Source organism: Amycolatopsis acididurans (assembly GCF_012328925.1).
In the GTDB taxonomy this organism is placed as follows: Bacteria; Actinomycetota; Actinomycetes; order Mycobacteriales; family Pseudonocardiaceae; genus Amycolatopsis_E; species Amycolatopsis_E acididurans.
In genome coordinates, this window is the sequence record NZ_JAAXLS010000003.1 from 328,710 (window position 1) to 348,802 (window position 20,093).

Genomic DNA, 20,093 nt, shown 5'->3' on the forward strand with positions numbered 1-20,093 from the left:
ATCGGTGACGTACCCCGGCGATCGTGGACTCCGGGCGGGCGGTGGGCGAGACTGCGCGCATGCGTCGAAGATCTGCTGTCGTGCTCGGTGCGGTCCTGCTGCTGTCCGCAGGCTGCACGACCGTCCCGGGCGCGCCGGCCGCTCCCCCGCCGGCCATCGCACCGGGGTCGGCGGCCGCGCCGGTGCCGGAGGGAACGCCGGGCTGGGGCCTGGCGCACCCCGGGCCGGACCACGCCATCGAGGGCTACGCCGACCACGTTTCGGCGCTGCCCGGCGAGCAGGTGCGCCTGTTCGTGAGCACCACGGCGGCGCACTACACCGTGACCGCGTACCGGATGGGCGGCTACCGCGGCTCCGACGCCGACCAGGTGTGGCAGTCCGCGCCGCAGCCGGGTCACCGCCAGGCCGCGGCCGTGGTGCAACCGCCCACCAGCACCGTGGTCGCGCCGTGGCAGCCATCGCTCGACGTGCCGACGGCGGGCTGGCGCCCCGGCGACTACCTGTTCCGGCTGGACGGCGACAACGGTGCCCAGCAGTTCGTGCCGCTGACCGTGCGCTCCCCCGACAACCGGGGCAAGATCATCGTCGTCAACGCGGTCACGACGTGGCAGGCGTACAACAGCTGGGGCGGCTACAGCCTCTACGACTCACCGTCGGGACGTAAGGCGGAACGGTCGCGCGCGGTGTCGTTCGATCGCCCCTACCAGGCCAAGGACATGCAGGGGGCGGGCGATTTCCTGTTCTTCGAACTGCCCTTCCTGACCTTCGCCGAGCGGTCGGGGCTGCCGCTGGGCTACGCGACCGACGCCGACCTGCACGCCGACCCGCACCTGACCGACGGCGCCGCCGCCGTGGTGACGCTCGGCCACGACGAGTACTGGTCCACCGCCATGCGCCAGCACGCCACCGCGGCCCGGGACCAGGGCGTCAACCTCGCCTTCCTCGGCGGCAACGAGATCTACCGGCACATCCGCTTCCAGCCCACGCCGCTGGGCCCGGACCGGCTGGAGGTCGACTACAAGTCCTTCGACCAGGACCCGGCCCACGTGAGCGACCCGCTGGAAGCGACACCGGAATGGCGGTCGCCACCGTTTCGGCGGCCGGAAAGCGTGCTGCTCGGCGATTTCTACCACTGCAATCCGGTTCACGCGGACCTGCGCACGGCCGAGGACACCAACTGGCTGCTCAGCGGGATCGTCCGCAATGGACAGACCCTGCCCGGCCTGGTGGGCAACGAGTACGAACGCGTCGATCTGTCGGTGCCGACGCCGCGGCCCATCGAAGTGCTCTTCCACTCACCGCTGACCTGCGGCGGGCACCCGGACTTCGCCGACACCAGCTACTACACCACGCCCAGCGGTGCCGCCGTGTTCGCGGCCGGGACGCAGTACTGGATCTGCGCGCTCGGCACCACCTGCGCGGCCGACCACGACGACCAGACCGCCCATCAGGCGATCACCGCCATCACCCTGCGGCTGCTGCGGGCCTACGCGGACGGCCCCGCGGGCAGGCAACATCCCGCGCGGGACAACCTCGCGGCACTCGGCGTCCCGGGCGCGACACCGAACCCCGCCCCGACGATTCCGCCGGACGACTCGGCGGCCCGCTGACCCGCACACCGCCGCGGTCAGGATCACGCTCGTGCGGGTCCTTTCGGTAGCCGCACCGTGACGCGCAGGCCGCCGGCGGGACGCGGGGTGAGGGTGAGCGTCCCGTCGTGTGCCTGGGCGATGCTCTTGACGATGGCCAGGCCGAGTCCGACGCCCGCGTGATGGCCGCGGATACGTTCGGTGCCGCGCTGAAACGGCTCGACGAGCGTGGAAACCAGTTGCGGGCCAAGCATTTCCCCGCTGTTTTCGACGATGAGCACCGCGGCCTCGGGATCGACGCCGGTCGTCACCCACACCACGCCGTGTTCGCCCACGTTGTGGACGATCCCGTTGTGCACCAGGTTCGTCGTCATCTGCGCCAGCAGCGCGTGTGAGCCGATCGTCGGCGCCACCTCGCCGGACGCGCCGATGGTGAGACCGCGCTTTTCCGCCAGGGGCAGCAGCGTTTCGACGACCTCTTCCGCGATGAGGGACAAGTCCACGTGCTCCCGCGTGAACGACCGCCGGTCGGCGCGGCTGAGCAGGAGCAGCGCCTCGGTCAGCTCGATCGCCCGGCTGTTGACGACCCGCAGGCGCTCGACGAGTTCGCCGGTGTCGCGGGTCTGGTCGTTGCGCGCCACGTCGAGCAGTGTCTGCGTGATCGCCAGCGGGGTGCGCAGCTCGTGGGAGGCGTTGGCCGCGAACCGCTGCTGTTCGGCGACGTGTGCTTCCAGCCGCGCGAGCATGGTGTCGAAGGCGTCGGCGAGTTCGCGGAACTCGTCCTTGGGGCCCGGCAGCTGGATCCGGTGCGAAAGGGAGCCGTTCGCGGCCATCCGGGTGGCGTCGGTGACGCGCGTCAGCGGGGCGAGCATGCGGCCGGCGAGAAGCCATCCACCCACGAAGCCGAACACCAGCAGGAACGCCATGGCTTCGGCGGCCCGCGGCGCGAACGCGCGCAGCAGGTCGGACCGGTTGGGAACGAACGGGCCGGGGGTCATGACGGCGCGGTCGGGCACATAACGCAGCAGGAACACCCACACGACCGCGAACAGCAACGCACCGGTGAGCATGACGACCGCGGCATAGCTGAGGGTGAGTTTGAGGCGAACGCTCAACCCGGGTGGCCGGTCCACGGTCTGCTCCCTCACGCGTCGGTTGCCGCGTCGATGCGGTAACCGACGCCGGGCACGGTGGCGATGATCCAGGGTTCGCCAAGGCGTTTGCGCAGCGCCGAGACCGTGATGCGCACGGCGTTGGTGAACGGGTCGGCGTTCTCGTCCCACGCCCGCTCCAGCAGTTCTTCGGCGCTGACCACCCCGCCTTCGGCGGCGACCAGGACTTCCAGGACGGCGAACTGCTTGCGGGTCAGCGCGATGTAGCGGTCGTCGCGGTAGACCTCGCGGCGGAACGGGTCCACGCGCAGGCCCGCGATCTCGCGCACGGGTGGCCTGCTGTGGGCGCGCCTGCGGTCCAGCGCCCGCAGGCGCAGCACGAGCTCCCGGAGTTCGAAGGGCTTCGTGAGGTAGTCGTCGGCGCCGAGTTCGAACCCGGAGGCCTTGTCGTCGAGCCGGTCGGCGGCGGTGAGCATGAGAATGGGCATACCGCTGCCCGAGGCGACGATGCGTTTCGCGATCTCGTCGCCCGAGGGGCCCGGGATGTCGCGGTCGAGCACGGCGATGTCGTAGGTGTTGATGCTCAGCAGTTCCAGCGCGGTGTCGCCGTCACCGGCGATGTCGGCGGCGATCGCTTCCAGGCGCAGCCCGTCACGGACTGCTTCCGCCAGGTAGGGCTCGTCCTCGACGATCAACACACGCATGGCACCGATGCTACGAGACCGGAGCATATCGTCGGCATATCGAAAACCGGATACGCGCCGGCAACGCCCCGCTGCCTTGACTGAGGCCATGACCTACAGCGAACCAGCACGAACGGCGGCCCGCCGTATCCGATCGAGCATCATCGGTGTCCTCGAAGTCGTCAGCTCGGCGCTGATCGGTGTGCGCCTCGACCAGCTACGGGCGTCCTCGGCCGCCCTGCGTGCCCTCGGTGCGGAAGACGGTGTCGTGCCCGACGGGGTGACGGTGTTCGACGACGACGTTCCGGCCGTGGCCAACCTCGACCCCGCCCTGCGCGGCGCCCTTCGCCAGGCCGCGGCCGATGCCGCCGAAGCCGGGGTGAAGTTCTTCGTCAACAGCGGCTGGCGCTCCCCCCGTTACCAGGAACAGCTGCGCCACGAGGCGGTCTTGAAGTACGGCTCGCAGAAGAAGGCCGCCAGATGGGTGGCCGCCGCCGACCGATCCGCCCACGTGAGCGGGCACGCGATCGACGTCGGGCCGCCGGAAGCCGCGGCGTGGCTCTCCGAGCACGGCGCCAGGTACGGGCTGTGCCAGATCTACCGCAACGAACCCTGGCACTACGAACTGCGCCCCGAAGCCGTCGAACACGGCTGCCCGCCCATGTACCGCGACCCCACGCACGATCCGAGGATGAAGCGATGACCGGCACGCTCGGCGTTTCCCGGCCCGGATCCGTCGTCCTGCTGCCGCCGGCGGACTCTGGCCTGGCTCAATCCGTCCGGTGTGGACACCGGGGCGGGCCGGATCGGAAGGTTGCGCTGGCTACGTTCGACGCGCTCGGCTGCTCGGAAGTCGCGGCGACGGTGCCGGGCTGAGCCGCGTGATCGGCTGCCACACAGTTCACCGTAGCGGTCGGTACGACTCCCGGCCGGTGGCCCACGCGTGACTGGTGGCGACGATCGCCGAGACGACGTCGAGTTCGGCTTCGTCGCGGGGGCCGTACACCAGCACCATGCCCGGCGTGAGCCGGATTCCGGCGAGCGGATGTGCCACGGCCCAGCCTTGCCGGATCGCGTCCGCGGCCAGCGGCACGGGCAGCGCGACGTGCAGCGAACCGTCGGCGGACGGGTGCAGATGAGCGAATTCCCCTGCCTGCGGGACCAGGAACGCCTCCGCGGGACCGGCGTGGGCACCGGCCAGCATGAATCCTCGTGCGCCGGGCACCGAAATCGCCGATTGCGTGCTGTACACATCGGACAATCCGGCGAGCCGGGCGAACAGCTTTTCCTGCAGTTCGGCCGGAGCGTTGCCGGTGAGCTGCTGCTGCGGAATGGTCGTGCTGACCTCCGGCCGCGACCCGGCTCGCTCCGGAAGACCGTCCGGAAGATCCCGCCAGGCCGACGGCGCCGGCACGGATTCTCGTTGCCTCGCCAGGAAACCCGCACGCTCGGCGAGCCAGCCCGCCAGGGTTCCCAGTGCCTCGTGGGCGATGCCGTGACCGACGGGATCCCGCCGGGCGAAGGCCGGCGCGCCCGATTCGGTGGTCAGGTACCGCCACGTCCGGTCCAGCAGTTCACGCGGGATGACCTGGTCGTACTCGCCCTGCGCGACGAACACCGGGACACCGGCCAGCCGGGCCTGTTCGACCGGAACACCCGCGTCGAACGGAAGCGTGCCGTAGAGGATCGCGGCGCCCGCGAACCGGCCGGGGTCGTCCAGCAGGAGCCCGCCGGCGAACGCCGCTCCCCCGCTGAACCCGGCCAGCAGCACCGGACGCCCCGGCGGCGCGATCTCGTCGAGCCACGCGCGGAACCAGTCCATGGTGGCCCGCAGGGATTCCGCGACCGGGCGGCCGATCCCGCGGTTGGCGAACCAGGCGAACCCGCCGTGCTCGGCGATCGGCGCGCGCACCGCCGCGTAGGCGAGTCCGGCGGGCAGTGTGTCGGCCAGCCCGATGATCTCGGTCTCGCGGGAGCCGCGGCCGTGCAGCAACACGACCAGCGGCCCGTCCGCGTCGCCCCGCGTGATCACCACCGGAGCTCCGAACCCGCCCATCACGCGGCCGGCCCGAGCAGCGCCCAGCCGGACTGCCACGGCCACTCGTTGGCCGCGTTGAGGGAGATGTTGAGAAACGCCATCTCCTCCAGTGCCCGCGCCATGCGCAGGCCACCCGCGTCGATCGGCCGGAAACCCAGCGAGGCCAGCAGATCCGCGACGACCTTCTTGGCGTCGGCGTCGTCCCCGGCGTAGAAGCCGTCCAGCCGGGCGCCGTCCTCCTGGGGCGAGCCGAGCCGCCCGGCGAAGACCGTGTTGAACGCCTTCACCACCGCGCTGTCCGGCAGGAGCCGCCGCAGGGTCTGCACGGCGGCCGTCTCCTCGATGTCCAGGTCGGTGAACGACGCGTTCAGCGGGTTGGTGGCGTCGACGACGACCTTGCCCCGCACCGCCGGGGCCAGCTCCTTGGCGACCGCGGCGACCACGTCGCCGGGTACGGCCAGCACCACGACGTCGGCGCCCGTAACGGCGTCGACGTTGTTCTCGGCGGCCCGCGCCCCGGTCTCGGCGGCCACGTCGGCGGCCTTCGCCTGGCTGGTCGCCGCCACGGTCACGGTGTGCCCGGCGCCGGTCGCGGCCCTGCTCAAGGCCGAACCGACGTTGCCGGCGCCGCTGATCGCGATCCTCATGATTTCTGCCTCCTCAATATCTGACTACTCAGACACTGACACGGTAACCGGCAACTCTCTGCCAATGCAACATCTGACTAGTCAGCTATTGCGGTAGGATGTGGAGCATGGCGTTCCCGATCGACGACCCGCTGATCACGACGTTCGGCAGGCTGGTGGAGGCGTACAGCAGGCTGGAGCGGCGGCTCGGGCCGGCCATCCAGGAGGAAACCGGGCTCTCGCACGTCTGGTTCGAGGTGCTGATCCGGCTCGCCCGTTCCGAGGGCGGCCAGCTGACGATGAGCGCGCTCGCCGACGAGGTGGCACTGACCACCGGAGGCGTCACGCGCCTGGTCGACCGGATGCAGGAGGCGGGCTACGTGGAGCGACGCCCGTGCCCCACCGACCGCCGCGTCCTGTTCCCCACGATCACCGACGCGGGCCGCGAGGTGCTGGATCGTGCCGCGAAGGTGCACGCCCGCAATCTGCGCGAGGTGTTCGGGCCGTTCTCCAAAACGGAACTCTCCACATTGGACGGCCTGCTGGACCGCCTCCGGGAGGCCGCCACCCCTTGACGCCCGGGCTTCCGCGTCGCGCAGGCTCTTCGGTCACCCCAGCCGGTTTACCGCTGCGGGCCGCTCAGCCGTGCGCGCCGGGCAGGGTGCCGGTGGCCGCGTAGTCCAGGCGCCGGGCGACCGAGACGGCCTGATCGGCGAAGCGTTCGTAGAAGCGGGCCAGCAGCGCGACGTCGATGCCGGCCCGGACCCCGTGCTGCCAGTCCTGCCTGCTCAGGGAGGCGAGCAGGTTCTGCTCGAGGGCGTCGATGAGGTCGTCGGCCTCGTTCAGCTCGGCGTAGCCGGTCCGGCCGGGTGTCGCGATCAGCTGCTGAACCTGCCGGGCGGCCACGACCGCCAGCCGGCCCATCTCGGCGAAGCGGTCCCGTGTCTGCGCGGGGATCGCCGGCTCGGGGTAACGCCGGCGCGCCTGTTCGGCGACGTGACGGGCCAGATCACCCATCCGTTCCACCTTCTCGCTGACGTGGATGTGCGTCACGATCGACCGCAGATCACCGGCGACCGGCGCCTGCAGTGCCAGCAGCGCGTAGGCCGCCTCCTCGCTGTGCAGCCGCAGCGCGTCGATCTCGGTGTCGGCCTTGATGACCTCTTCCGCCAACCCCAGATCGGCCTCGAGAAGGGCACGGGTGGCCTTCTCCATCGCCACCGCGACCATCCCGCACATCGCCGCGAGCTGGCAGGTCAGCTTGTCGAGCCGGTCGTGAAACGCCGTACGCATCTCTCCACCGTAAACAGCCGCCCGTCCGGGCGCGAACGCAGGCGGGGAGGCGATTTACGCCGCCGCGCCTGTAGCGTGGACCGCTCCGGAGCCGGTGACCCTTTCGACGGGAGGCAGAGTGCGATGAGGCTGGCCGTACGGTCTCGCTGGCTGCTGGTGGCGGCCGGGGCCGTGGTCGTCGCGCTGGTCGCCGTGCTCGTGGTGGTGCTGCGCGGCGGCGGGCAGCCCTCGTCGGCGCCGCTACCGCTGCGGAGCGCCGGCGAGCTGCCGCTGCCGGGCGATTCCTCGCGGTTCGACTACGCCGGCCTGGACGCCAGCCGCGGCCTGCTGTTCGTGGCGCATCTGGGCGCGGGCGAGGTCATCGAGGCCGACGTGCGCACCCACCGCGTGCTGCGCACGATCCCCGGCCTGCCGCAGGTCCACGGGGTGCTCGTGGTGCCCGCGCTGCACCGGGTCTTCGCGACCGCGACCGGCGAGAACCGGATGGTCGCGCTCGACGAGGACACCGGCGCGGTCGTCGCGCAGGCGCCGACCGGCGACTATCCCGACGGACTGGCCTACGACCCGCGGCGCAACGCGATCTGGACGACCAACGAAACCGGCGGCTCGGAGACCGTCATCGACGCCGCCACGGCCGCCGTGCGCGGCACCGTGCCGCTGGGCGGCGAGGCCGGCAACGTCGCCTACGACCCCGTCGGCGACCGGATGCTGGTCGCCGTGCAAGGACGCGGCGACCTCGCCGTCATCGACCCGGACAGCCTGGCCGTGCAGCGGCGGATCGCCGTGCCCGGCTGCGATCACGACCACGGCCTGGCGCTGGACGACGGCGACCGGCTGGCGTTCGTGGCCTGCGACGGCAACGCGACCCTGCACACCGTCGACCTGACCACCTGGCAGGTCCCCGGCACCGACCCGGTCGGCGACGAGCCCGACGTGCTGGCCTACGACCAGAACGCGCACCGGCTCTACGTGGCCGCCGAAAGCGGCACCGTCACCGTGCTCGACCTCCGCGACCGCCGGCTGACCGTGACCGGCTCCGGTCACCTGGCCGGCGGGGCGCACGTCGTCGCGGTCGACCCGGCCACCCACCACAGCTTCTACCCCGTGCCCGCGGGCGCGAACGGCCATCCCGCGCTCCTGGAACAACAACCGCTTCCCTGACCGGCCGACCGTCCACTGTGGTCGTCACGACGAGGTCGTCAGGCCGCGGCCGCGCCCAGCCCGAGTGTCCGCAGCCGGGCTTCGAAGAACTCCGCCGCGGTGATCGACCGGTACTTCCGTTCATTGGCCCGCCAGCGCTCGTCCGGCCGCAGATCCACCTCGGCCCGGGGATAGATGAACAGCGGGCTGGAATAGCGGCTGCGCCCCGTCGGGCCGCCGGGCGCGTCGATGCGGTGGACGGCCGAGCGCAGGTGGCCGCCGGTCAGGTACTGCAGCATGTCGCCGACCTGCACGATCGTATGTCCCTCCGGCGCGGTGCCGTCGATCCAGCCGCCGCCCCGGAGCTTGACGTGGAGCCCCTTGCCCGTGGACGGCGGCAGGACCGACACGAGGTTGCCGTCGGTGTGCCGGCAGCCCCACACGACCCGGCCGATCTGTTCGGCGGTGACCGGCGGGTAGCACAGCGGCCGCAGTGCGGTACTGGCATCGCGGGTGAGGTCGTCGAAGAAGCCGTCGGCATACCCGAGTTCCGGTTCCAGCGCGCGCAAAACCGCGAGTCCGACAGCGTTGAGGGCGTCGAACAAGGCGACCGCGCCCGCCTGGAAATCCGGTGCCCGCTCCGGCCACACATTGTCGGCGTAGAAGGCGGGAAAGCGCTTTCTGAGCGTCGTGTCGGTGATCGATTCGGGGCCGATGAGCCAGCACGAGCGCTGATCGGGCTGCGGCTCGCCGTCCGCCCCGGAACGGCGGCACGCCGCGGCCGTTTCCACGCCCAGCGGTGTGTAGCCGCGCATGTGGTGGATTTCGGGCCGCCGGTACTGTTCGAGCTCCTCCGCCGGGCGGGCGAACACCTCGGCGTAGGCCGCGTACGCGGCGGGCAGCATCCGCGCGAGGCCCGGCGTCCGTACGAACACGAAACCGATCTCGCGCAGGCCCCGCTCGACGGTCTCGCTGAACTCGCGCCGCCGGGCCGCCGGCGCCATCGCGTCCGCGAGATCGACGCGCGGTATTTCCCTTATCATGCAGGGAAGGTAAGCGCACATCCCGGCGCGGGCAATGGTCCGTCCGGTGGTTACGTGGCCGCGTCGTCGCGGTCGCGGCGGCCGAGTTCGGTTCGCAGGTCGGCGATCTGGGTTTCCGCCGCGGCCAACCGGTCTTCGGCGGCGGCGAGCTGGTCCTCCAGCCCGATGATGCGGCCGGCGGCGGCGAGGGTGTGGCCGTCGTCGAGTTGTTCCCGCAGCCGCACCACGAGCGTCAGCTGGCGGCGCGAGTAGCGGCGGTGCCCGCCTTCGGAGCGCTCCGGGCGCACGAGGCCGGCGTTGTCGAGACTGCGCAAGAACGCTTCCTGCACCCCGAGCATCTTCGCGGCCTGCCCCGTGGTGAACGCCGGATAGTCCTGATCGTCGAGGCGGTCCAGATCAGCCACATCCACCTCCCCTCGCCGTCACGCGGACATCTCGATTACCCGCTCCAGGTTACCTACGCTTCCTACTTGACACAATCTACAGTGCGCGCTATAGAAATAGGTGAAGCGGTACAGGACCTGGTGTCGACAGAGATGACGTTGCCGGGAAGTGGTCGAGGATGCCGGACGCTCTCCGCGAAGAGGCGGTGACCAGCGGATTCGCTGGGCTGGTGCATGCCGATCGCACCGTCGGCAGCGCTCACCTCCGACGCCCGTGTGCCGGACCGTAGCGCGAATCCAGCGGAAGGCAGGTGATGCCCGTGCGCCGGCGCCCCGGACGTGCCGGTGGCCCGGCGTGGATCGTGGCCAACGACTCACACCTCGCGCATGTTGGTGATTTCCCTTTCTGCAACGGGTCCGGCCTCGCCGCCGGCCATGGCGGGGCCGGACCGTCCACAACAGACTTTTCGATCAAGGAAGGAGTGCATGGCCATGTTGATGCGGACCGACCCGTTCCGGGATCTGGACCGGCTGGCTCAGCAGTTCTTCGGCGCCAGCGGCACCGTGACCCGGCCCGCGGTGATGCCGATGGACGCCTACCGCTCGGGCGACGACTACGTGGTCGAGTTCGACCTGCCCGGTGTCGCCGCCGACTCGATCGAGCTCGACGTGGAGCGCAATGTGCTCACCGTCAAGGCCGAACGCCACCCCAGCTACGACGACGACGCCGAAGTCCAGGTGTCCGAACGGCCACGCGGGATGTTCTCCCGGCAGTTGTTCCTCGGCGAAACCCTCGACACCGAACACATCGAAGCCCACTATGACGCGGGCGTGCTGAGCCTGCGCATTCCGATCGCCGAACAGGCCAAACCCCGCAAGATCGCCATCACCGGCGGCAGCGAGGCCAAGCAGATCAACGCCTGACACCGCGGCCCGGCCGCGCGGGCTCCGGCCCCGTCTCCGGCGGGGCCGAGAGCGAACCTGCCCTCGTTTTCGGAGGGACCTATGCGCAGCATTCGATGCCACGACGCCACGGCCCGTGAGATCCGCGCCGGCGCCGCGCCCCGCGAGAGTCGGCGGCCGCGATGAACTCCGCCTGGCCCGATCCCTTCGCCGTGCTCGGTCTGGACGCCGACGCCGGCCCCGCCGAGATCACCGCCGCGTACCGGCGTGCCGTGCGCGACTGCCACCCCGACACCGCCCATCCCGACCGGGACCGGCTCGCCGCCGTCATCGCCGCCTATCGCCGGCTTCGCGGCCGCGCCTCGCGACGGAAGAGCGGGCCCGAGCCGCGCACATGCTCCGGCGAGCCCGTCCCCGTGCGCGTCCGCCGCGCCGAGTCACCGCCGCCGCCCGGGCTACGGGCCGGCCCCGTCCGCCGGCACTTCGGCCACGGTGAGCGCACCTGAGATCGCAGGCGCTGCCCCCGGCTCGCGTTCAGCCGGCGACCGGCAGGTCGGCCAGGCGCCATTCGAGCATCCCGTCGGCCAGCCGCCGAGCCGGGCGTCCGTGGGCGGTGAGCAGGCGAACCGCGTCGTGGGCGAGCACGCAGTACGCGCCGCGGCAGTAGGCGACGACCTCCTGGTCGAGCGGAAGCTCGGCCAGCCGGTCCGCGAGTTCCTCGACCGGGATCGACAGCGCGCCGGGAATGTGCCCGGCGTCGTACTCCTCCTTCGGCCGCACGTCGATCACGGTGGCCTGCCCGCAGCCCACCCGTTCCAGCAGCTCCTCCCGGGTGACCTGGTCGGTGTCCGGGCCGAGATAGGCGGCGCGGGCGTCCCGCACTTGCGCGAGGTGCGCACCGGCGACGGTGCGCATCGCCGCGTACAGGGCGGCGACGTCGTCACCGGCGAGCCGGTAGTAGATCTTGGTGCCCTCGCGCCGGGTGGCCACGAGATGGGCCCGCTTGAGGGTCTGCAGATGCGCCGACGCGGTGGTCACCCCGAGGTCGGCGGCCCGGGCCAGCCCGTCGACCGTGCGTTCCCCCTGGGCCAGCAGGTCGAGCAGCTCCAGGCGCTTTCCGCTGCCCATCGCCTTGCCGACCTGAGCGAACAGGTCGAACAACACATTTTTCGCGTCCCGGTCACCCATGCTTCTCCAATCTTCTGTGGAATACTGTAGAACAAACGAGAGTCAAGGAGGTGGCGGGGTGAGCACGATCGATGTGGTGCCGCTCGTCGACGAAGGACTGGGCAACTCCGCCTATCTGGTCGATCTCGGCGACGGCCGGGCGATGGTGGTCGACGTGAGCCTCGACCTGCGCGCGGCCTGCGATGCCGCACGACGCCGGGGGCTGGCGCTCGCCTTCGCCGCCGACACGCATCTGCACGCCGACTTCCTGTCCGGAGCGCGGCAGCTGTCGGCGACCGAGGGCACGCGGGTGCTGGCCTCGGCCGCAGGGCACCGCGAGTTCTCGCACAGTGGTCTGCGCGACGGCGACGAGGTCGATCTCGGCGGACTGCGGCTGCGGGCGTTGAGCACGCCGGGCCATACCCATGAGCATCTGTCGTTCCTGCTGCTGGACGGTGACCGGCCGGCCGGGGTGTTCACGGGCGGTTCGCTGCTGGTGGGCTCGGCCGCGCGCACCGACCTCGCCGCACCCGAGCAGACCGAGGCACTGACCCGCGCCCAGTACGCCTCGCTCCGGCGGCTCACGCGGCTGCCGGACGACGTCGCCGTGTGGCCCACGCACGGCGCGGGCTCGTTCTGCTCGGCACCGCCCGGCGCCGAGCGCGTCAGCACCATCGGCCGGGAGAAGGCCACGAATCCGTTGCTGCAGAAGGAAGACGAAGACGAGTTCGTCGCCGCGCTGCTCGGCTCGCTGGGCAGCTACCCGCCCTACTTCCGGCGGCTGGGCGAGCTCAACCGCCGCGGGCCGGCACTGCTGGAGCGCGACCCGTCGCTGGCCGCGCTGGACGTCGCGACGGTGCGGGCGATGCTGGCCGACGGGGCCCAGCTGGTGGACGCCCGGCCCGTCGCGGACTTCGCCGCCGCGCACGTGCCGGGAGCGTTGTCCATCCCGCTGCGGCCGGTGTTCGCGTCCTGGCTCGGCTGGCTCGCCCCGCCCGACCGGCCGTTGATCATCGTGCGCGACCCCGGACAGGATCCGGCCGAGATCGCCTGGCAGGCCACCAAGATCGGCTACGGCAACCTCGCCGGCGAACTCACCGGCGGCATCGACGCCTGGCGCGCGGCCGGGCATTCCACCACCAGCACCCGGCTGGTCGACCCCGGCGAGGTGGCGGGCGCGGTGCTGGACATCCGGCAGCGCGCCGAGTTCGCCGCCGGGCACCTGCCCGGAGCCCTGCATGTCGAACTCGGCGACCTGCCCGGGCGCGCCGGCGAGGTGCCGGGTGAACCGCTGGTCGTGATGTGCGGCCACGGGGAACGCGCGATGGGGGCGGCGAGCCTGCTCGAACAAGCCGGGCACCGCGACCTCGCCGTGCTGACCGGCGGGCCAGGCGACTGGGCGAGAACGACCGGCGGACGAGTGGAGACCGGGGCATGACGCGCACCGCCACCGCGCCGAGGCTGGGCATCCGCGCCAACCTCGCGCAGTTCAGCCTGCTCGTCGCGGTCAACGGACTGGTCGGCGGCGTGCTCGGTCAGGAACGCACCGTGCTGCCGCTGCTGGCCGAGCGGACCTTCCACCTGACCGGTTACACGTTCCTGTTGACCTACGTGCTGGCCTTCGGGGTCACCAAGGCCGCCACCAACTACTTCGCCGGAAGCTGGTCGGACCGCTTCGGCCGCAAACCCGTCCTGCTCGCCGGCTGGCTCGTCGCGATCCCGATCCCGCTGATGCTGATCTGGGCCCCCTCGTGGGGCTGGGTCGTGGCCGCCAACGTGCTGCTCGGCGTCAACCAGGGCCTGACCTGGTCGACCACCGTGATCATGAAGATCGACCTCGCCGGACCCGCCCGCCGCGGCCTGGCGATGGGCCTCAACGAAGCCGCGGGGTACATCGCCGTGGCCGTGACCGCGATGGCCACCGGCTACCTGGCCGCGCATTTCGGGCTGCGGCCGGCACCGTTCCTGCTCGGGGCGGCCTACGTGGCGATGGGGCTCGGGCTGACCGGGCTCGCCGTGCGCGAAACCCACGCCCACGCCCGGCTCGAAGCGACCCGGCACACCGCCCGCCCCGACGGCAGGCACGACCACCTGCACGCCGAGCTGACCAACCGGCAGGTCTTCGGCCACACGAGCCTGCGCGAACCCGCGCTGTCCGCGGCCAGCCAGGCGGGCATGGTCAACAACCTCAACGACGGCCTGGCCTGGGGACTGTTCCCGATCCTGTTCGCCACCGCCGGACTGTCGGTGTCGCGCATCGGCATCCTTGCCGCGGTCTATCCCGCGGTCTGGGGGCTGGGCCAGTTGATCACCGGGCCGCTGTCCGACCGGTGGGGCCGCAAGCACCTCATCACCGCAGGCATGCTCGTGCAGGCCGCAGCGCTCGCCCTGGTCGCCCTCGCCGGCTCGTTCGGTGCGTGGGTGGTGGCCGCGGTGCTGCTCGGCGCGGGCACCGCGCTGGTCTACCCGACGCTGCTCGCGGTCATCGGCGACGTCGCGCACCCGGTCTGGCGGGCCCGCGCGGTCGGGGTCTACCGGCTCTGGCGCGACGGCGGCTTCGCGGTCGGTGCCGTGCTCGCGGGCGTCGTCGCCGACCTGTGGGGTGTGCGTGCCGCGGTCTGGGTCGTCGCCGTGCTCACCGCCGCGTCCGGGATCGTCGTCGCCATCCGCATGTACGAGACCCACCCGAAGCGGCACTAGCCGGATCCCCTGCGCGAACACCTGAACGAGCGGCCGCCGCGGAAAGCGGAGCGATATCCTGCCCTCGGCAAGCGAGTCTTCGCGGTGACGGGGAGGTGGGATGTTCGGTCTCGGTGACCTCGAATCCGCGGTGATGGGTGTGCTGTGGGACTCGGCGGAACCGGTGAAGGTCCGTGAGGTGCTGGAACGCCTCAGCACCCCCCGGCAGCTGGCCTACACGACCGTGATGACGGTGCTGGACAACCTGCACCGCAAGGGCTGGGCCGAGCGCGAGCTCAGCGGCAGGGCCTTCCTCTACCGGCCCGCGGTCGCTCACGAGGAGGCCGCCGCCCGCGCGCTGCGGGACATCCTCGATTCCTCGGCGAACCCCGAGGCCGTGCTGCTGCACTTCGCCCGGTCCACCTCCGAGCAGGAGTCCGAGGCCCTGCGCAAGGGCCTGCGCCGGAAGCCACGCCGGCGATGATCTTCGCGTTCGCCCTGCTCGTCGGCGCGGTCGCGGCCGGCTGGACCGTTCCGCGACGGCTGTGGGCCGCCGACCTGCGACGGCACGACCCGGCGGTCCTGATCGTGGCCTGGTTGCTGTCCATACTCGGCGTCGTGCTGGCCGTCGTGACCGGTGTCGTGTTGCTGCTCGTGCCCAGTCACGGCGATGCGGGCGCCTTGCTGGTGGCGATTCATCACTGCTGGCGCTCGATCCAGCACGGCTCCTCCCCCGCGAGCGAAGAATTCGGCGGCGTGGTCGGCGTGATCGTGCTCGCCGCGCTCACCGTCCGGCTGGCCGTCGTCGGCTTCCGGGGAATCCGGCGGCGCGCCAGGGCACGCCGGGAGCATCTGGCCGCGCTGCGGCTGGCCGGGCGCTTCGACGAGGGGTCCCCCGCGACGGTGTGGCTGGCGCACGAGCGGCCGCTGGCATTCAGCCTCGGTGGCCGGGGTGGCGTGATCGTGGCGACCGAAGGGCTGCGCCGTCACCTCGCGGGCGACGGCGTGGCCGCCGTTCTGGCGCACGAGCGCGCGCATCTGCGGGGACGGCATCACCAGCTGCTCGCTCTCGCCGACGCGTTGCGCACGGCGTTCCCGGTGGTTCCCCTGTTTCAGCAGGCACCCGCGGCATTGCGGGAACTCGTGGAGATCGCCGCCGACGTCGCGGCCACACGCGCGCACGGCCCGGCCGCCGTGCGTGCGGCGCTGCTGTGCGTGTCCGGCCGCGGCGCGCCCGGCAGGGCGCTGGCGATGGCCCGCGACGCGGTTCCGTTGCGGCTCGCCCGGCTCAATCGCGGCACCCGCCCCCCGGGCCGTGCGCGCCGGGTCGCCTCGTGCGGCGCGGCCGGGATAGCCGCGGCGCTCGTCCCCTTCGCCGTCGCGGGCACCGTCGTCATCGCCCTCGCGGTCGCCGCCTGCCCCTGAAGCCCGGCGTCGGTCCCCGCGTCCCGGCTCGGTGACCTAAGCCCACGCCGCGGGGGCCGAGCGCCTCTATGCCTCGTTCCCGCGCCGATCGACGCTGAGCCCCGGGCATCACTCCGGGAGGCGGAACCGATGCACGACGAGCGCACCACCGTCGTCCTCGACGTCAGCGGATTGCTGCGGATGTCGGAGCAGAACGTGGTCGACGCGCGGCTGCGCCGGCAGGCGGGAGTCGTGGAAATCGAGACGAACCCGGTCGCCCAGACGGCCACGGTGGTCTTCGACCCGTCGCGCACGTCGGTGTCCCAGTTGCGGCAGTGGGTGATCGACTGCGGCTACCACTGCGCCGGGCAGTCCGTGCCGCACCACATCTGCGATCCGCTGGCCGAGCCGCGGGAGCCCTCGCCGCACGAGGGGACGGGCGGCGGCGGGGACGTGGGCATGCCGATGGCGGCCATGGTCGCCGACATGCGCAACCGGTTCCTGGTGGCGCTGGTGTTCTCGATCCCGATCCTGCTGTGGTCACCGATCGGCACCGACGTGTTCGGGCTGCACCTTCCGGTGCCGTTCGGCCGGCGGGCGGACGTGTGGTCGCTGCTGCTGAGCCTGCCGGTGATCTTCTACTCGTGCTGGATCTTCTTCCGCGGCGCCGTCCGCGCCCTGCGTGCCCGCACCCTGGACATGATGGTGCTGGTCGCGGTCGCGGTGGGGGCCGGCTGGCTGTACTCGCTGGTGATCACGCTGACCGGCGGTGGCGAGGTGTTCTACGAAGCCGCGACGGTGCTGGCCGCGTTCGTCCTGCTCGGGCACTGGTTCGAGATGCGCGCCCGCGGCGGCGCCAACGACGCGATCCGCGCCCTGCTCGACCTCGCCCCGCCGAAGGCCGTCGTGCTGCGCGGCGGCGAGGAGGTCGAGATCCCCACCTCCCAGGTCGCCGAAGGTGACCTGCTGCTGGTGCGGCCGGGCACCAAGATCGCCGTCGACGGGGTGGTCGAGGACGGCGAGAGCGAGGTCGACGAGTCGATGGTCACCGGCGAAAGCCTGCCGGTGCACAAGGCTCCCGGCGCCGACGTGATCGGCGCGACCATCAACGCCAACGGCACACTCCGCGTCCGCGCCACCAAGGTCGGGTCCGACACAGCACTGGCACAGATCGTGAAACTCGTGCAGGAGGCGCAGAACTCCAAGGCACCCGGCCAGCGGCTGGCCGACCGCGCCGCGTTCTGGCTCGTACTCGTCGCCCTCCTCGGCGGCGCCGCGACGCTGGCGGTGTGGCTGGCCACCGGCAGCCCGTTCGCCACGGCGATCCTGTTCGCCATCACCGTCGTCGTGATCACCTGTCCCGACGCGCTCGGGCTGGCCACGCCGACGGCGATCATGGTCGGTACCGGGCTCGGTGCCAAGCGTGGCGTGCTGGTCAAGAACGCCATGGCGCTGGAGACCTCCGCCCGTATCGAAGTCGCCGTCATGGACAAGACCGGGACGCTGACCAAGGGCGAACCCGAGGTCACGGACGTCCTCACCGAGGGCCGCGACGAGGACGCGCTGCTGCGGCTGGTCGCGGGAGTGGAACGAGAGTCCGAGCACCCGCTGGCCGAGGCGATCGTGCGGCACGCCGAATCCCGCGGCGCCAACGGTGCCCGGGCCTCGCGGTTCGAGAACGTGCCCGGGCATGGCGCGATCGCCGAGATCGACGGTCACCGGGTCGTGGTCGGCAACCGGCGTCTGCTGGAACGGCAAGGCATCCCCCTCGGGTCGCTGGCCACCCGGCGGGACGAACTCGCCGCGACGGGCCGCACTGCGGTGCTGGCCGCGGTGGACGGCTTCGCCGCCGGAGTCATCGGGATCGCCGACGCGCCCCGCGACAGCTCGGCCGCGGCCGTCGCCGCGCTGCACGAGCTCGGTGTCGAGGTCGTCATGCTCACCGGCGACAACCAGGCCACCGCCGAGCGCATCGCGCACCGGCTGGGCATCGACACGGTCATCGCCGAGGTCCTGCCCGGCGACAAGGCCGCCAAGATCGCCGGACTCCAGCGAAGCGGCCGCAAGGTCGCGATGGTCGGCGACGGCGTCAACGACGCGCCCGCGCTGGCCCAAGCCGACCTCGGTATCGCCATCGGCGCCGGCACCGACGTCGCCATCGAGACCGCCGACGTCGTGCTCATGCGCTCCGACCCCCTCGACGTGCCCACCGCACTGCGCATCGGGCGCGGGACCCTGCGCAAAATGCGGCAGAACCTCGGCTGGGCCGTCGGCTACAACGCCATCGCCCTGCCCATCGCCGCGGGTGTCTTCGAGCCCGCCTTCGGGCTCATGCTGCGTCCCGAGATCGCCGCACTGTCGATGTCCGGCTCCAGCCTGATCGTCGCGGTCAACGCGCTGGCCCTCAAACGGCTCCGGCTGCCCGCCGCGCCGGTCCCGGCACCGCGGCCCGAGCCCGTCAGCCCCAGGGCGCTCGGAACCTATTCCACATAGGACACGATGGTCATCATCCCGGCCTCGCCGTGGTAGGCGTTGTGGCAGTGCGCCAGCCACTGGCCGGGATTGCCGGCGTCGAAGTCGACCTCGACCGTCTGGCCGGGAAGCACGATCGTGGTGTCCTTGCGGGGGCCGCGGCCACCGGCGCCGCGCACCTGGAAGGTGTGGCCGTGCAGGTGCATCGGGTGATACATCATGGACATGTTGACGAACCGCAGGCGCACCCGCTGCCCTTGGTGCACCGGCAGGCCTTCCTTCGGGTCGTAGGTCTTGCCGTTGATCGTCCAGACGTACTTGCCGGAAGGCCCGGCGAGCGCGAGATCGTGCATGACGTCCGGGTTCTTCTCCGGCAGCGAGACCGCGTCCGCGGCGGCGAAATCGGTGACGGTGAGCACAGGACGGGTCTTCAGGGTCGCCAGCGCGGCGTCGTTGGCCACCCCGGCTCGCCGGTCGCCGGGCTGCACCAGGACCTGCGCATAGCCGTCCTTGCCCTCGGCCGCGGCCAGCAACGGCACCGCGGCGTCCGGCACGGTGATCACCGCGTCGATGCGCTCCCCCATGCCCAGCAACACGGCCTCCGCCTGGCGAGGTGAGACGGGAAAACCGTCGGTGTGCGTGACGCGCATCGGCACACCGGGGATTCCGACCCGGAACGCGGTGTCCGCGGCGGCGTTGATCAGCCGCACCCGGACCCGCTGGCCCGCACGCGTGGCGAAGGTCGTGGGAGCTGCCGCGACCCGGCCGTTGGCCAGCAGGTGCGGATAGGTGACGTCACCCGCGTCGCCGCCCAGCAGCGTGCCGCCCATCCCCTGCATCGCCCCGGCGCCCATGCCGGGCATGGATCCCATGCCGCCCATGCTCATGCCGTTGGCCCGCAGACCGGCCAGCACCGCGTCGGGATCGGTTCCGGTGCCGTCGATCCAGTCGTCGAGCACCACCACCAGTTCGGTGTCGTAGTCCGCGCCGTCGGCGGGGTCCTCGACGATCAGCGGCGCGTACAGGCCGCGGTCCAGCTGGACGCCGACGTGCGGGTGGAAGAAGTACGTGCCGGCGTCGGGCACGGTGAACTCGTAGCCGAACTGCCCGCCGGGGGCGACCGCGGCCTGGGTGAGGTCGGGCACCCCGTCCATGTCGTTGCGCAGCGCGATCCCATGCCAGTGCACGGATGTGGGCTGCGGCAACCCGTTGCTCAGCCGGGCCTGCAGTACCTCCCCGCGCTTGAGGCGGATCTCCTTGCCCGGCAGCCGGCCGTCGAACGTCCAGGTGCGGACCGTGGTGCCACCCAGGTCGACCTCGCCCACCGTCGCGTTGAGCGACACCTGCCGGACCGGCGCGCCCGTGGCCCGGCGGGCCCGTTCCGCGCCGGCGACCGCCGGCGAGGCCGGCCCGATCCTGGTGGCCGGGCTCGTGCCGGTCGAACACGCGGCCAGACCGGCCGCCGCGGCGGCGCCGGCGCCCAGCGCGAGGAATCGCCGCCGCGTCAGGCTGTGCGGCGTGTTCGCAGGGATTGTCAACGTCCGCCCTCTCCTCGAAGACC

At 71.8% G+C, this 20,093-nt stretch carries 21 protein-coding genes; 12 read left to right on the forward strand and 9 right to left on the reverse strand.

Annotated features, from left to right (window positions below; genetic code table 11):
* Nucleotides 1-59: 59 nt before the first annotated feature.
* Nucleotides 60-1,610 carry a N,N-dimethylformamidase beta subunit family domain-containing protein gene (locus HFP15_RS08195; RefSeq protein WP_168513118.1) on the forward strand — a complete coding sequence of 517 codons (1,551 nt, stop codon included), beginning with the start codon at nt 60-62 and terminating at the stop codon, nt 1,608-1,610.
* Nucleotides 1,611-1,633: 23 nt separating this feature from the next.
* Here HFP15_RS08195 and HFP15_RS08200 read toward each other — a convergent pair whose 3' ends face one another.
* Both HFP15_RS08200 and vanR-Sc read right to left on the reverse strand, forming a co-directional pair.
* The gene (locus HFP15_RS08200; protein ID WP_168513120.1) at nt 1,634-2,722 is read right to left on the reverse strand and encodes a sensor histidine kinase; all 1,089 of its coding nucleotides are present in this window, start codon (nt 2,720-2,722) and stop codon (nt 1,634-1,636) included.
* Nucleotides 2,723-2,733: 11 nt separating this feature from the next.
* A complete protein-coding gene (vanR-Sc, locus tag HFP15_RS08205; RefSeq protein ID WP_168513122.1) occupies nt 2,734-3,405 on the reverse strand; it encodes a VanSc-type vancomycin resistance response regulator transcription factor VanR in 672 nt (223 codons plus the stop codon).
* Nucleotides 3,406-3,493: 88 nt separating this feature from the next.
* Here vanR-Sc and HFP15_RS08210 point away from each other — a divergent pair, with 88 nt between their 5' ends.
* On the forward strand, nt 3,494-4,087 hold the full coding sequence (locus HFP15_RS08210; RefSeq protein WP_168513124.1) for a M15 family metallopeptidase: 594 nt from the start codon (nt 3,494-3,496) through the stop codon (nt 4,085-4,087).
* Complete coding sequence (locus HFP15_RS08215; protein WP_168513126.1) at nt 4,084-4,260, forward strand: hypothetical protein; 177 nt, start codon at nt 4,084-4,086, stop codon at nt 4,258-4,260. Before HFP15_RS08210 ends, HFP15_RS08215 begins: the two co-directional genes overlap by 4 nt.
* Before the next feature lie 25 nt (nt 4,261-4,285).
* Here the strand turns inward: HFP15_RS08215 and HFP15_RS08220 are convergent, their stop codons facing one another.
* Nucleotides 4,286-5,479, reverse strand: a complete 1,194-nt coding sequence (locus HFP15_RS08220) for a luciferase domain-containing protein (protein ID WP_312871512.1) — start codon at nt 5,477-5,479, stop codon at nt 4,286-4,288.
* Nucleotides 5,440-6,087, reverse strand: coding sequence for an NADPH-dependent F420 reductase (locus tag HFP15_RS08225; RefSeq protein ID WP_376768862.1), 648 nt, complete (start codon nt 6,085-6,087; stop codon nt 5,440-5,442). Before HFP15_RS08225 ends, HFP15_RS08220 begins: the two co-directional genes overlap by 40 nt.
* 89 nt (nt 6,088-6,176) lie before the next feature.
* Here HFP15_RS08225 and HFP15_RS08230 point away from each other — a divergent pair, with 89 nt between their 5' ends.
* On the forward strand, nt 6,177-6,623 hold the full coding sequence (locus HFP15_RS08230; protein ID WP_168513130.1) for a MarR family winged helix-turn-helix transcriptional regulator: 447 nt from the start codon (nt 6,177-6,179) through the stop codon (nt 6,621-6,623).
* 64 nt (nt 6,624-6,687) lie between these two features.
* On the opposite strand, the gene phoU is transcribed toward HFP15_RS08230, so the two are convergent.
* Nucleotides 6,688-7,341 (reverse strand): phosphate signaling complex protein PhoU, encoded by a 654-nt coding sequence (gene phoU / locus HFP15_RS08235; protein ID WP_168513133.1) that lies wholly within the window; start codon nt 7,339-7,341, stop codon nt 6,688-6,690.
* Between the two features lie 123 nt (nt 7,342-7,464).
* Between phoU and HFP15_RS08240 the strand changes: the two genes are divergently transcribed.
* Nucleotides 7,465-8,502, forward strand: coding sequence for a YncE family protein (locus tag HFP15_RS08240; protein ID WP_168513135.1), 1,038 nt, complete (start codon nt 7,465-7,467; stop codon nt 8,500-8,502).
* Nucleotides 8,503-8,540: 38 nt separating this feature from the next.
* Here HFP15_RS08240 and HFP15_RS08245 read toward each other — a convergent pair whose 3' ends face one another.
* Both HFP15_RS08245 and HFP15_RS08250 read right to left on the reverse strand, forming a co-directional pair.
* Entirely contained in the window at nt 8,541-9,524 is a 984-nt protein-coding gene (locus tag HFP15_RS08245) for an isopenicillin N synthase family dioxygenase (RefSeq protein ID WP_168513137.1), read from the reverse strand.
* A gap of 50 nt (nt 9,525-9,574) precedes the next feature.
* Nucleotides 9,575-9,928, reverse strand: coding sequence for a helix-turn-helix domain-containing protein (locus HFP15_RS08250; RefSeq protein ID WP_312871513.1), 354 nt, complete (start codon nt 9,926-9,928; stop codon nt 9,575-9,577).
* Between the two features lie 471 nt (nt 9,929-10,399).
* Here HFP15_RS08250 and HFP15_RS08255 point away from each other — a divergent pair, with 471 nt between their 5' ends.
* Together HFP15_RS08255 and HFP15_RS08260 are read left to right on the forward strand one after the other, a co-directional pair.
* Entirely contained in the window at nt 10,400-10,831 is a 432-nt protein-coding gene (locus tag HFP15_RS08255) for an Hsp20/alpha crystallin family protein (RefSeq protein WP_168513277.1), read from the forward strand.
* 161 nt (nt 10,832-10,992) lie between these two features.
* Complete coding sequence (locus HFP15_RS08260; protein WP_168513139.1) at nt 10,993-11,316, forward strand: J domain-containing protein; 324 nt, start codon at nt 10,993-10,995, stop codon at nt 11,314-11,316.
* 28 nt (nt 11,317-11,344) lie between these two features.
* On the opposite strand, the gene HFP15_RS08265 is transcribed toward HFP15_RS08260, so the two are convergent.
* Nucleotides 11,345-11,998: an ArsR/SmtB family transcription factor gene (locus tag HFP15_RS08265; protein ID WP_168513141.1), complete on the reverse strand. Its 654-nt coding sequence runs from the start codon at nt 11,996-11,998 to the stop codon at nt 11,345-11,347.
* A 58-nt stretch (nt 11,999-12,056) separates the two neighbouring features.
* On the opposite strand from HFP15_RS08265, the gene HFP15_RS08270 reads away from it, so the two are divergent.
* The 5 genes from HFP15_RS08270 to HFP15_RS08290 all read left to right on the forward strand — a co-directional run bounded on the left by HFP15_RS08270 (nt 12,057) and on the right by HFP15_RS08290 (nt 18,553).
* Nucleotides 12,057-13,415 carry an MBL fold metallo-hydrolase gene (locus HFP15_RS08270; RefSeq protein ID WP_168513143.1) on the forward strand — a complete coding sequence of 453 codons (1,359 nt, stop codon included), beginning with the start codon at nt 12,057-12,059 and terminating at the stop codon, nt 13,413-13,415.
* Nucleotides 13,412-14,677, forward strand: coding sequence for an MFS transporter (locus HFP15_RS08275; RefSeq protein ID WP_168513146.1), 1,266 nt, complete (start codon nt 13,412-13,414; stop codon nt 14,675-14,677). Before HFP15_RS08270 ends, HFP15_RS08275 begins: the two co-directional genes overlap by 4 nt.
* 100 nt (nt 14,678-14,777) lie before the next feature.
* Nucleotides 14,778-15,140, forward strand: coding sequence for a BlaI/MecI/CopY family transcriptional regulator (locus tag HFP15_RS08280; protein WP_168513148.1), 363 nt, complete (start codon nt 14,778-14,780; stop codon nt 15,138-15,140).
* On the forward strand, nt 15,137-16,081 hold the full coding sequence (locus HFP15_RS08285) for a M56 family metallopeptidase (protein ID WP_168513150.1): 945 nt from the start codon (nt 15,137-15,139) through the stop codon (nt 16,079-16,081). The genes HFP15_RS08280 and HFP15_RS08285 overlap by 4 nt, the downstream gene beginning before the upstream one ends.
* A gap of 129 nt (nt 16,082-16,210) precedes the next feature.
* On the forward strand, nt 16,211-18,553 hold the full coding sequence (locus HFP15_RS08290) for a heavy metal translocating P-type ATPase (RefSeq protein ID WP_168513152.1): 2,343 nt from the start codon (nt 16,211-16,213) through the stop codon (nt 18,551-18,553).
* Here HFP15_RS08290 and HFP15_RS08295 read toward each other — a convergent pair.
* A complete protein-coding gene (locus HFP15_RS08295; RefSeq protein WP_246271497.1) occupies nt 18,541-20,070 on the reverse strand; it encodes a multicopper oxidase family protein in 1,530 nt (509 codons plus the stop codon). The genes HFP15_RS08290 and HFP15_RS08295 overlap by 13 nt on opposite strands.
* Between the last annotated feature and the right edge of the window lie 23 nt (nt 20,071-20,093).